At 64.5% G+C, this 12228-nt stretch carries 9 protein-coding genes; all 9 read left to right on the plus strand.

What is annotated here, in order from left to right:
• The first annotated feature begins 72 nt into the window (after positions 1-72).
• Positions 73-2418 (plus strand): outer membrane protein assembly factor BamA, encoded by a 2346-nt coding sequence (gene bamA / locus HNO52_RS02620; RefSeq protein ID WP_232090493.1) that lies wholly within the window; start codon positions 73-75, stop codon positions 2416-2418.
• A gap of 25 nt (positions 2419-2443) precedes the next feature.
• On the plus strand, positions 2444-2950 hold the full coding sequence (locus tag HNO52_RS02625; RefSeq protein WP_197567525.1) for an OmpH/Skp family outer membrane protein: 507 nt from the start codon (positions 2444-2446) through the stop codon (positions 2948-2950).
• 44 nt (positions 2951-2994) lie between these two features.
• Entirely contained in the window at positions 2995-4035 is a 1041-nt protein-coding gene (gene lpxD / locus HNO52_RS02630; RefSeq protein WP_197567526.1) for a UDP-3-O-(3-hydroxymyristoyl)glucosamine N-acyltransferase, read from the plus strand.
• 118 nt (positions 4036-4153) lie between these two features.
• On the plus strand, positions 4154-4597 hold the full coding sequence (fabZ, locus tag HNO52_RS02635) for a 3-hydroxyacyl-ACP dehydratase FabZ (protein WP_197567527.1): 444 nt from the start codon (positions 4154-4156) through the stop codon (positions 4595-4597).
• Positions 4594-5361 (plus strand): acyl-ACP--UDP-N-acetylglucosamine O-acyltransferase, encoded by a 768-nt coding sequence (lpxA, locus tag HNO52_RS02640; RefSeq protein ID WP_197567528.1) that lies wholly within the window; start codon positions 4594-4596, stop codon positions 5359-5361. Before fabZ ends, lpxA begins: the two co-directional genes overlap by 4 nt.
• Before the next feature lie 23 nt (positions 5362-5384).
• Complete coding sequence (lpxB, locus tag HNO52_RS02645) at positions 5385-6626, plus strand: lipid-A-disaccharide synthase (RefSeq protein ID WP_197567529.1); 1242 nt, start codon at positions 5385-5387, stop codon at positions 6624-6626.
• On the plus strand, positions 6623-7234 hold the full coding sequence (gene rnhB / locus HNO52_RS02650) for a ribonuclease HII (protein WP_197567530.1): 612 nt from the start codon (positions 6623-6625) through the stop codon (positions 7232-7234). Before lpxB ends, rnhB begins: the two co-directional genes overlap by 4 nt.
• Before the next feature lie 126 nt (positions 7235-7360).
• Positions 7361-10864, plus strand: coding sequence for a DNA polymerase III subunit alpha (gene dnaE / locus HNO52_RS02655; protein ID WP_197567531.1), 3504 nt, complete (start codon positions 7361-7363; stop codon positions 10862-10864).
• A gap of 301 nt (positions 10865-11165) precedes the next feature.
• Positions 11166-12119: an acetyl-CoA carboxylase carboxyl transferase subunit alpha gene (gene accA, locus HNO52_RS02660; RefSeq protein WP_197567532.1), complete on the plus strand. Its 954-nt coding sequence runs from the start codon at positions 11166-11168 to the stop codon at positions 12117-12119.
• Positions 12120-12228 lie beyond the last annotated feature (109 nt).

The raw sequence follows: 12228 nt of genomic DNA on the forward strand, positions 1-12228 counted from the left end.
TCAGTCACCCGCACATATGTATATGGTGCCTGTCTGGACAGGCAGGCGGATCAACGCGAGCGAAGCGACTGCATGAATATCAAGACCCTCGGACTGGCGGCACTGCTGCTGGCCGGTTCCAGTACGGTGCTGGCCGAATCTTTTGAAGTTTCAGACATTCGCGTGGAAGGGCTGCAGCGGATTTCCGCCGCCTCCGTTTTCAACGCCTTTCCCATCAGCGCGCAAGATCAGGTGGATGACCGCGAGCTTGCCGAGGCGGCCCGCAGTCTGTTCGCCACCGGCCTGTTCGAAGACATTCAGCTCGCCCGCGATGGCGACGTGTTGGTGATTCAGGTCGTCGAACGGCCGACCATCTCGCGCCTCAACATCAGTGGCAACAAGCAACTCTCCGAAGAGGACTTGCGCAGCGGGCTGCGCGAAGGTGGGCTGGCGGAGGGCCAGGTGCTGCAGATCTCGACGCTCGAGGACATCCAGCGTGAGCTCGAAGGCGTCTATCAGGCCCAGGGGCGCTACAGCGCCCGGATCGAGACCAGTGTGCAAGAGATCGACGAGGGACGGGTTCAGGTCGACATCGACATCAACGAAGGCGCGGTGGCCAAGATCCGCCAGATCAACATCGTCGGCAATCGCCAGTTCGACGATGAAGAGTTGCGGGAGGTGTTCGAGCTTAATGACCAGCCCGGGCGCTTCTTCGGCTGGTTCTCCAAGGATGAGTACTCGCGCGAAGCGCTGGCCGGTGACCTGGAGCGGCTGCGCTCTTTCTATCTCGATCGCGGCTACGTCAACTTCAACATCACCTCCACCCAGGTATCGATCAGCCCGGACAAATCGCAGATCTTCGTTACCGTCAACATCGATGAAGGCGGTCAGTACCGCCTGGGTGACATCGGTTTCGTCGGCGACCTGCAGCAGGTCAGCGAGCGCGAGGCGCGCAACTTGCTGCAGGTCGAGAGTGGCGATATCTTCTCGCGCAGCGACGTTACGGCATCCACCGAGGCGCTGCGCTCACGGCTGGGTGCCGAGGGCTTCGCCTTCGCCCGGGTCGAGGGTGTGCCGCAGCCGCGTGCCGATGGCGAGACCGTCGATCTGACCTTCAGCGTCGACCCGGGGCGCCGTGCCTACGTGCGCCGCATCAACTTCATCGGCAACACCACCACCCAGGATGAAGTGCTGCGCCGCGAGATGATCCAGATGGAGGGGGCGCCGGCCTCCACCGAATCGATCAGCCAGTCGCGCCGTCGTCTGGAGCGCCTGGGCTTCTTCCGCCAGGTCGAGGTGGAGACCCAGCCGGTGGCCGGCGAACCCGACAAGCTCGACGTCACCTATACCGTCGAAGAGCAGCCCTCCGGCTCGGTCTCGGCGAGCATCGGTTTCTCCCAAAGCGCCGGGGTGATCTACGGCGCGGCCCTGGCCCAGAACAACTTCCTGGGCACCGGCAACCGCGTCAATATCGGCGCCCAGCGCAGCGATACCTTCACCAGTGTGAACTTCGGTTTCACCGACCCCTACTGGACGCTGGACGGTATCTCGCGCGGCTATAATCTCTTCTATCGCGAGACCGACTACGAAGATTCGGATATCTCGACCTACTCCACCGACGCCTACGGCGCGGGGATCAATTTCGGCTATCCGGTCAGCGAGCTGTCGCGTCTCAATTTCGGCACCAGCCTCGAAGACCTCTCGATCAAGACCTACCGCGATACCGCCTCGGAGATCGTGCGCTACGTCGACGAGCAGGGCGAAAGCGCGCAGAGTCTCAAGCTCACCGCGAGCTGGACCCGCAACAACCTAAACCGCGGCATCATGCCCACCTCCGGCGACTACCAGCGCCTGTCGCTGGAGACCGCCGCTCCCGGCAGCGATGCCGATTATTACAAGTTGCGCGCACGTGCCCAGCAGCTCTTCGCCCTCAATGAGGAGGAGACCTGGGCACTGAAGTTCGGCACCACCCTGGGTTACGCCGACAGCATCGGCAGCGACCCCTATCCGTTCTACGAGAACTTCTTCGCCGGCGGTCTTGGCTCGGTGCGGGGCTTTACGGCCAATACGCTTGGGCAACCTACGACGCCGCGCGAGTCCGGGCGCGACCGTACCCTGGGTGGCAACATACTGGTCGAAGGCAGTGCCGAGCTGCTCTTCCCGCTGCCGTTCGTCGAGGATCAGCGCTCGCTGCAGACGGGTTTCTTCGTCGATGCCGGCAACACCTTCCTGACCAGCTGCTACCCGGTGGTGGAAGGCGATGGCCCCTCGGACTGTTCGTCGGGCGTCGACCTGGGCGAGCTACGCTACAGCATCGGCGTGGGTCTCTCCTGGTTGACTCCGGTCGGGCCGCTGACCTTCAGCATCGCCGAGCCGCTCAATGACGAGAGTAGCGACGACACCCAGTTCTTCCAATTCTCGCTGGGCCAGACGTTCTGAGCCGGCCTGCCAAGAGGTACTTAGCATGCGCAAGTTAATCGCCATTCTCTGCCTGGGCCTGTTTGCCGTCCTGACGACACCGGCCTACTCGGCCGAAGTCGCGATGCTGGATTGGCGCCAGGCGCTGCTCACGTCCGATGCCGCCCAGCGCTCCATGCAGGATCTCGAGAGTCGCTTGGCCGGCCAGCAGCAGGAGGCGCAATCGCTGGGACAGGAGCTGGCCCAGCTGCAGCAGAGGCTACAGCAGGAGGGCGACAGCCTTCCCGATGCCGAGCGCCAGTCGTTGTTTCAGGAGTTCCAGCAGAAGGGAAGTCGCTTCGAGCAACTGCGTCAGCAGATCATGCAAGAGCAGATGAGCGCCGAGCAGGAGTTCCTGCAGCAGGCCGAGCCTAAGCTCGACCAGGCCGTGGAGCAGGTCATTTCGCGTCACGGCGTCCAGGTACTGGTGGAGCCACAGGGTGTGCTGCATACCGATCAAGAGCTACCCGACCTGACGAATGAAGTGATCGAAATCCTCAATACTCTCAACTGAGCCATTGCGGCAGCACCTGTCGCACGCAGTCGATACGGGTTTCCATGACGCACCCTGCTATTCACGAATTCACGTTGGCCGAACTGGCCGAGCGGCTCGGCGCCAACCTGGTAGGTAATGGTAGCCAGCGAATCCGCGGCCTGGCCACACTCAAGGCGGCCGGTCCCGATCAGGTGGCTTTCGTGGCCAACCGCTCCTATCTCAAGGACCTCTCCGATACGCGGGCCGGGGCCGTGCTGCTTCAGCCCGAGCATTCCGCTGATTGTCCGGTTACGCGTCTGGAACTGCAGAACCCGTATCTCGGCTATGCCCAGCTGTCGCAGCTGTTCGATCCTATCCTGGCTACCCCGCAGGGTGGCATTCATCCTGCGGCCGTGGTGGCAGAGGACGTGGCGCTTGGTGAGCGGGTCGAGGTCGGCCCCAATGCCATCATCGAAGCCGGCGTCGAGCTGGGTGACGAGGTGGTGATCGGCGCTGGCTGTTTCATCGGCGCAGGAGTGCGCATCGGGGCGGGCTCGCGTCTGCATCCCAATGCAACTGTCTGCCACGGCGTGGTCGTCGGCGAGCGAGTCATCCTGCACAGTGGCTGTGTGATCGGCGGCGATGGCTTTGGCTTCGCCCATGATGGCAGCCGCTGGCACAAGATTGCCCAGCTTGGCGGCGTGATCCTGGGGGACGACGTCGAAGTGGGCAGTTGCTCCAGTATCGATCGCGGTGCCCTCGACGACACCGTGATCGGTAACGACGTGAAGATCGACAGCCAGGTGCAGATCGCGCACAACGTACGCATCGGCGATCACACGGCGCTGGCCGGCTGCGTCGGTATTGCCGGCTCCACCCGGGTGGGCCGCAATTGCATGCTGGGAGGCGGTGTGGGACTCGCCGGGCATCTGACCATCTGCGACGGTGTGCAGGTCACCGGCATGAGCCTGGTGACCAACTCGATTCACGAGCCGGGCGTCTACTCCTCGGGTACCGGCGCCATGTCCAATGCCCAGTGGCGCAAGAACGCGGTGCGCTTCAAACAACTCGACGACTTTGCGCGGCGACTGGCGCGGCTGGAGAAGCGCGACCAGCGGGGTTGAGACAGCGTCGGGCGGCGCTATAATTCCGCCTGCCTGACGCAGGCGTTTTTTCGGGAAGCCGGGCGATGCGCGCCAACGCTCGCAACGGCTTCCCTACTTCATTTTAGAGGTCGCTACGATGGTAATGGACATCAACGAGATTCGAGAGTATCTGCCGCACCGATACCCTTTTCTGCTGATCGATCGGGTATTGGAGCTGAGCCTTGGCGAATCCATCGTTGGCTACAAGAACGTCAGTATCAACGAGCCGTTCTTCAACGGTCATTTTCCACACCATCCCATCATGCCCGGAGTCCTGGTGCTCGAGGCGTTGGCTCAGGCCTGCGGAATCCTCGGCTTCAAGACCGTCAACAAGTTGCCGGCCGATGGCTATGTCTACTATCTCGTGGGTAGCGACAACGTGCGTTTCAAGCGGCCGGTAATGCCGGGGGATCGCTTGAGACTGGAGGCGAAAGTCGTGCGTGAAAAGCGCGGCATCTGGAAATTCGCTTGTCGTGCTACGGTAGATGGCGAGCTGGCCTGCGAGGCCGAGGTCATCTGTGCGGAGAGGAAGGTTTCTTGATACATACCACTGCCATCGTCGACCCTGGGGCACGTCTGGCCGAGGATGTTGAAGTCGGACCCTTCAGCGTGATCGGGCCCGATGTCGAGATCGGCCCCGGCAGTCGTATCGGCCCGCATGTGGTCATTAAAGGGCCGACCGTACTAGGCGCACGTACCCGCATATTCCAGTTCGCCTCGGTGGGAGAGGATTGCCAGGACAAGAAGTACGCCGGCGAGCCGACGCGTCTGGTAATGGGCGACGATAACGTCATTCGCGAGTGCGTGACGCTGCATCGCGGTACCGCCCAGGATCGCGGCGAAACCACCATCGGTTCGCGCAACCTGTTCATGGCCTATGTGCACGTCGGTCACGACTGTGTCATTGGCGACGACTGTGTACTGGCCAACCAGGCGACCCTGGCCGGGCACGTGACCCTGGGCAACTTTGGCATCCTTGGCGGGCTGTCGGCCATCCATCAGTTCTGTCACTTCGGCGATCACGCCATGGCCGGCGGTGGTTCGATCATCACCAAGGACACCCCGGCCTTCGTCATGATCAATGGCAATCCGGCCAGGGTTCACGGGCTCAACCAGGTCGGTCTCAAGCGGCGTGGGTTCTCGACCGAGGCAATCAAGGCTCTCAACGAGTGCTACAAGCTGATCTATCGTCAGGGCCTGACCGTACCCCAGGCGCTGGAGGAGATTCGCCGCCGTTACTCGTTGGTCGAAACCGAAGCCTTCGCCGCGTCCATCGAAGTCTCGACTCGCGGCATCATACGCTGACGCAGCCTCGCAACGGGTCTGATATGAGCAAGCTTGCGCGTGTCTATATCGTCGCCGGCGAGATGTCCGGCGACCTGCTCGGGGCGAGCCTGATGCGTGCCCTGAAGGCGCGCCATCCGCAGGTGCAGTTCCGCGGCATTGGCGGTCCCGGAATGATCGCCGAGGGTATCGACAGCCGCTTCCCGCTGGAGACGCTCTCGGTCATGGGCCTGGTCGAGGTGCTCAAGCACCTCCCCGAGCTGATTCGGGTGCGCCGTGCCCTGCGTGCCGACGCCTTGGCCTGGCGGCCTGACGTGATGATCGGCATCGATGCCCCCGACTTCAATCTCGGTCTCGAGCGCCAGCTACGCGAGGCGGGCCTCACCACCGTTCATTACGTCAGCCCCACGGTATGGGCGTGGCGCCAGGGCCGGGTGAAGGGCATCGCTCGTTCGGTCGATGCCATGCTCGCACTCCTGCCTTTCGAGGCAGCCTTCTATGAGCAGCATCGTCTGCCGGTGGCCTTCGTCGGGCATCCGCTGGCGGACGAGCTGCCGCTGGTCAGCGACCGCGCCGGTGCGCGTGCCGAACTCGGGCTGGCGGAGGCTGATCCGGTGCTGGCCGTGCTGCCGGGCTCGCGGGCCAACGAGATTCGCTTTCTCGGCGCGACCTTCCTCGATGCCGCGGAGCGGCTGTGTCGCGAGCGGCCCGCGCTGCAAGTGGTGGTCCCTGCGGCAACCCCGCTGCGCCGCGAGGAGCTCGAGCGCCTTCTGGCAAGCCGGCCGATGCTCGACGGGCGGGTCACGCTGCTTGACGGCCGGGCACGCCAGGCAATGGTCGCCAGCGACGCCGTACTGCTCGCTTCGGGGACGGCGGCGCTCGAGGCGATGTTGTGCCACCGTGCGATGCTGGTCGCCTATCGGATGGCGCCGATGACCCATTGGTTGGCGCAGCGTCTGGTCAAGACCGAATGGATCTCGCTGCCCAACCTGATTGCCCGTGAGGGCCTGGTGCCGGAACTGATACAGGATGCCGCTACGCCCGAGGCGATCGTCTCGGCCATCGGACCGATGCTCGACGATGTTCATGTGAGGGAGGCTCTCGAGGAGCGCTTCGCCGTGATGCATGCCGGGCTGCAGCGCAATGCCAGCGCTCGGGCGGCCGAGGCCATAGAGGCCTTGGTGGAAGGGCGGCCACTGCCCGCCTCGCTGTCCAGCGAGGAGAGTGTTGCGGCGGTAGAACTGGGTCCAGACGAGCGAATGCAGGCAGGGAGAGAAGAGACATGAGCGACTGTCCGTTCCCCCCCTTGGTGGTCGATTACCAAGGCCATCTGCTGGCCGGTGTCGATGAGGTCGGTCGCGGGCCGTTGATCGGGGCGGTAGTGGCCGCCGCGGCAATTCTCGACCCCATGCGACCGATCGCCGGCCTGGCCGACTCCAAGAAGCTCACGCCGCAGCGCCGCGCCGAACTCGATGCTGAGATCCGCGGCAAGGCGCTGGCCTTCGCCGTGGCCGAGGCAAGCCACGCCGAGGTCGATGAGCTCAATATCTACCACGCCACGCACTTGGCCATGCGTCGGGCGATCGATGCCTTGCCGCTGGTGCCGGAGTATCTGCTGGTGGACGGTAATCGCCTGCCCGGGCATCATGTTCCCGGTCAGGCGATCGTCAAGGGCGACGCCCGCCACCCGGCCATCGCCGCCGCCTCGATACTGGCCAAGGTGGCCCGCGATGCGCAGATGGTGGCGCTCGACGGTCTTTTTCCCGAGTACGGTTTCGCTCGTCACAAGGGCTACGCCACGCCCGAGCATCTGGATGCTCTGGAACGTCTCGGGCCGCTGCCCGAGCATCGCCGCTCCTTTGCCCCGCTGAAAGGGCAACTGGAGCTGCTCTAGACCATTAGCCGCTTCCAGTAGCGAGGGCGCAGGATCAGCCCGAGCGGAGCAGGGCTCTGAGCCATACCGCAGGATCAGTAGCCTGTTTTACGTGTCGACCATTTACCGCCAAGTACCGAGCCCATCATGACCACGCCTTTCGTACACCTGCGCGTCCATACCGAGTACTCCCTGGTCGATGGCCTGGTGCGACTCAAGCCGCTGCTCAAGGCCACCGGCGAGCAGGGCATGCCGGCACTGGCCGTGACCGACGAGTCCAACCTATTCGGCCTGGTCAAGTTCTATCGTGGCGCCCAGGGCGCCGGGCTGAAGCCGGTGATTGGTGCCGACCTGTGGCTGGCCAACTCCTACGACGAGACGCACCCTTACCGGCTGACGCTGCTGGCGATGAACGACGTCGGTTATCGCAACCTCACCGAGCTGATCTCGCGAGGCTGGATGCAGGGGCAGCGCCAGGGACGCGCCGTGCTCGAGAAGTCATGGGTGCTCGCGCAGAGCGAAGGACTGATCGCGCTCTCCGGTGGCCGCGAGGGCGAGATCGGTCGCCATCTGCTGGCCGATCATCGTGACGAGGCGCGCCTGCTGCTCGAGGAGTGGCAGTCGGCTTTCCCTGATCGCTTCTACCTGGAGCTGACCCGCACCGGGCGGCCGCAGGAGGAGGAGTGCGTGCACCTCTCGGTGGAGCTCGCCATCGACAGCGGCACCCCGGTGGTGGCGACCAACGATGTACGCTTCCTCGAGCGCGACGACTACTGGGCCCATGAGACGCGTGTCTCCATCGGCGAGGGCAAGGCGCTGGACGACCCGCGCCGTGAACGAAAATATACCGAAGAGCAGTATCTCAAGAGCCCCTCGGAGATGGCCGAGCTATTCGCCGACATTCCCGAAGCGCTCGAGAACAGCGTGATGATCGCCGCACGCTGTAACGTCGACGTGCGCCTGGGCGAGATCTTCCTGCCGGAGTTCGAGATTCCCGAAGGGCTGACCCAGGACGAGTTCTTTCGCAAGGTCTCCCACGACGGCCTCACCGAGCGCCTCGATTTCCTCTACCCGGCCGGGAAGTACCCGCGTGACGGCGCCGAGTTCGCCGAGATCGACAAGCGCTACCGCGAGCGGCTGGACTTCGAGCTCGACATCATCATCCAGATGGGCTTCCCCGGCTACTTCCTGATCGTGATGGACTTCATCCAGTGGGCCAAGGACAACGACGTCCCGGTGGGGCCGGGGCGCGGCTCCGGCGCCGGCTCGCTGGTGGCTTACGCACAGAAGATCACCGATCTCGACCCACTGGAATACGACCTGCTGTTCGAGCGCTTCCTCAACCCCGAGCGTGTCTCGATGCCCGACTTCGACGTCGACTTCTGCATGGAGAAGCGCGACCGGGTAATCGAGTACGTCGCCGACCGCTACGGCCGCAACGCGGTATCCCAGATCGTCACCTTCGGCACCATGGCGGCCAAGGCGGTGGTGCGCGACGTGGCTCGTGCCCAGGGCCGGCCTTACTCCCTGGGCGACAAGCTCTCCAAGCTGATCCCCTTCGAGGTGGGCATGACGCTGGCCAAGGCCATCGAGGCGGAGCCGGCGCTCAAGGAGTTCGTCGAGAACGACGAGGAGGCCGCCGAGATCTGGGAGATGGCGGTCAAGCTCGAGGGCATCACCCGCGGCACCGGCAAGCACGCCGGCGGCGTGGTGATCGCGCCGACCAAGCTCACCGACTTCTCGCCGCTGCTGTGCGACGAGGAGGGCAACGGCCTGGTCGTGCAGTTCGACAAGAACGACATCGAGGAGGCCGGGCTGGTCAAGTTCGACTTCCTCGGGCTGCGCACCCTGACCATCATCGACTGGGCGCTGGAGATGGTCGACAAGGTGCGTGCCGTCAAGGGCGAGGGGCCGCTCAACATCGACAGCATCCCGCTCGACGACGGCGCCACCTTCGAGATGCTCAAGCGCGCCGAGACCACGGCAGTGTTCCAGCTCGAATCACGCGGCATGAAGGAGCTGATCAAGCGCCTGCTGCCCGACTCGCTGGAGGACATGATCGCCCTCGTGGCACTGTTCCGCCCGGGCCCGCTGCAGTCGGGCATGGTCGACGACTTCATCAACCGCAAGCACGGTCGCGCCGAAATCTCCTACCCGCACCCGGACTACCAGCACGAATGGCTCAAGCCGGTGCTCGAGCCCACCTACGGCATCATCCTCTACCAGGAGCAGGTGATGCAGATTGCCCAGGTGCTGGCGGGCTATAGCCTGGGTCAAGCCGACATGCTGCGCCGCGCCATGGGCAAGAAGAAGCCCGAGGAGATGGCCAAGCAGCGCGCCGGCTTCATGGAGGGCTGCGCGGCCAACGGCATCGACAAGGAGCTGGCCGGCAACATCTTCGACCTGGTGGAGAAATTCGCCGGTTACGGTTTCAACAAGTCGCACTCGGCGGCCTACGGCCTGGTCTCCTACCAGACCGCCTGGCTCAAGTCGCACTACCCGGGGCCGTTCATGGCTGCGGTGATGTCCACCGAGATGGACAACCTCGACAAGGTGGTACCGCTGATCGAGGAGTCGCGGCGCATCGGCCTGACCGTGACCCCGCCGGACGTCAACATCGGCGCCTACAAGTTCAGCGTGGATACCGAAGGGCGCGTGGTCTACGGCCTGGGGGCCATCCGCGGCGTGGGCGAGGGGCCGATCGGCGCCATCGTCGAGGCGCGCGAGGCCGACGGGCCGTTCGCCGATCTGTTCGACTTCTGCCGGCGGGTCGATCCCAAGCGCATGAACAAGCGCACCCTGGAGGCACTGATCCGCTCGGGAGCGCTGGACAACCTGGGGCCCAACCGGGCGGTGCTGGCCGCCGCGCTCGACGATGCCCTGCGCGCCGCGGCCCAGACCCAGACCAACCAGAACCTGGGCATGATGGACATGTTCGGCGAGGCCTTCGCCGACGCCGCGGTCGAGAGCGACCCCTACGAGGCCTATCGCCGCGCCCGCGAGTGGACCGACAAGGAGCGCCTGGCCGGCGAAAAGGAGACCCTCGGGCTCTATCTCACCGGACACCCCATCGACGAGTACGAGAAGGAGCTGGCACGTTTCGTCTCCACGCGCATCAGCGACCTCAAGCCCTCGCGCGAGCCGCAGCGGGTGGCGGGCCTGGTGGTGGCCATGCGCACCATGAAGTCCAAGCGCGGTGACACCATGGCCTTCATCACCCTGGACGACCGCACCGGGCGCATCGAGGCGTCGCTGTTCGGCGAGCTGTTCGACTCCCTGCGCGGCCAGATCGAGGCCGACCAGGTGCTGATCGTCGAGGGCGAGGTCTCCAGCGACGACTTCTCCGGTGGCCTGCGCCTGCGCGGTAAGGATGTCACGCCGATGGTGGCCGCTCGCGCCCGCTACGGCGAAGCGGTGGAGCTGTCGCTGGACGGCACTCGGGTCAACGGCCGGCTGATCGACACCCTACGCGACAGCCTGGCGCCGCACCGCGACGACGGCGGCCTGCCGGTACGCCTGCGCTACCGCAACGACGCGGCCGCCGGCTGGCTGGAACTGGACGGCCAGTGGCGGGTGTCGCCCTGCGACGAGCTGCTGATCGCGCTGCGTGAAGTAGAGGGGCAGGATGGCGTGCGGCTGAAGTACCGCTGAATGCAGCAAGTTAATCCAGACTTTAGCGAGGTGCACCGAACAAGGCATCGGGGCTGACCCGGCAACAGGACTGCGAGGAGGCGCTGTGAACCCATCCTTGGGCGCTACTTTTGCCATCCATGGCAAAAGACCTCCTCTTCGGCCTGTCCCCGGCGCCCCTCGGCGCTGGCATGACACCTCATGCCTGCCTTGCGCCGCGCGTTGAGGGTGCGATAATGCCCGACACTCGATTTTATGGCTTCCGGGGCGAACAGCGTTCATCATGCCTCGGCGACAGCAAAGACAAGGCGGCCCAGCCACTATGAATCCCAATTACCTCGATTTCGAACAGCCCATCGCCGAACTCCAGGCCAAGATCGAAGAACTGCGCCTGGTCGGCAACGACAGCAAGCTCAACCTCAGCGACGAGATCGGTCGCCTGGAGGAGAAGAGCCGCAAGCTCACCGAGTCGATCTTCAAGGACCTGAGCCCCTGGCAGGTGTCGCAGCTCTCACGCCACCCCCAGCGCCCCTACACGCTCGACTACCTCGAGCACGTCTTCACCGACTTCGACGAGCTGCACGGCGACCGCCGCTTCGCCGACGACCCGGCCATCGTCGGCGGCATCGCCCGCCTCGACGACCGCCCGGTGATGATCATCGGCCACCAGAAGGGTCGCGACGTAAAGGAGAAGGTGCGGCGCAACTTCGGCATGCCGCGTCCCGAGGGCTATCGCAAGGCGTGCCGTCTGATGGAGATGGCCGAGCGCTTCAAGATGCCGGTACTCACCTTCATCGACACGCCGGGCGCCTATCCCGGCATCGACGCCGAGGAGCGCGGTCAGTCCGAGGCCATCGCCTACAACCTGGCGGTAATGTCGCGGCTCAAGACCCCGATCATCTCCACCGTAGTGGGTGAGGGCGGCTCCGGCGGGGCGCTGGCCATCGGCGTATGCGACGAGCTGGCCATGCTGCAGTACTCCACCTATTCGGTGATCTCGCCAGAGGGCTGTGCGTCGATCCTGTGGAAGAGTGCCGAGAAGGCCGCCGATGCCGCCCAGGCCATGGGCATCACCGCCGAGCGCCTGCAGGAACTGGGCTTCGTCGACACCCTGATCGAGGAGCCGCTGGGCGGCGCCCATCGTCATCCGCAGACCACCGCCGAGCGGGTCAAGGAGGCCTTGCTGGCGAGCCTCGAGCGGCTCGAGGCGATGGATACCGAGGCGCTCCTGGAACGCCGCTATGAGCGCCTGATGAGCTATGGAGCCCCGACTTAATGGGCCTTTCTGCGCTCGGCCATACTGCGTTAAAAATCGGCTTAAAATGCTCATTTACTAAAGTAAACTCCGCTTTTGCGCCGATTTTTGCCTGGTCTGGCCTTCGCTC

Source organism: Halomonas sp. MCCC 1A13316 (assembly GCF_014931605.1).
GTDB lineage: Bacteria > Pseudomonadota > Gammaproteobacteria > Pseudomonadales > Halomonadaceae > Halomonas.

Excerpts from the sequence above, each read along its gene's own strand:
- bamA (WP_232090493.1), top strand. The coding sequence starts at position 73 with ATGAATATCAAGACCCTCGGACTGGCGGCACTGCTGCTGGCCGGTTCC.
- HNO52_RS02625 (WP_197567525.1), top strand. The coding sequence starts at position 2,444 with ATGCGCAAGTTAATCGCCATTCTCTGCCTGGGCCTGTTTGCCGTCCTG.
- lpxD (WP_197567526.1), top strand. The coding sequence starts at position 2,995 with ATGACGCACCCTGCTATTCACGAATTCACGTTGGCCGAACTGGCCGAG.
- fabZ (WP_197567527.1), top strand. The coding sequence starts at position 4,154 with ATGGTAATGGACATCAACGAGATTCGAGAGTATCTGCCGCACCGATAC.
- lpxB (WP_197567529.1), top strand. The coding sequence starts at position 5,385 with ATGAGCAAGCTTGCGCGTGTCTATATCGTCGCCGGCGAGATGTCCGGC.
- rnhB (WP_197567530.1), top strand. The coding sequence starts at position 6,623 with ATGAGCGACTGTCCGTTCCCCCCCTTGGTGGTCGATTACCAAGGCCAT.
- dnaE (WP_197567531.1), top strand. The coding sequence starts at position 7,361 with ATGACCACGCCTTTCGTACACCTGCGCGTCCATACCGAGTACTCCCTG.
- accA (WP_197567532.1), top strand. The coding sequence starts at position 11,166 with ATGAATCCCAATTACCTCGATTTCGAACAGCCCATCGCCGAACTCCAG.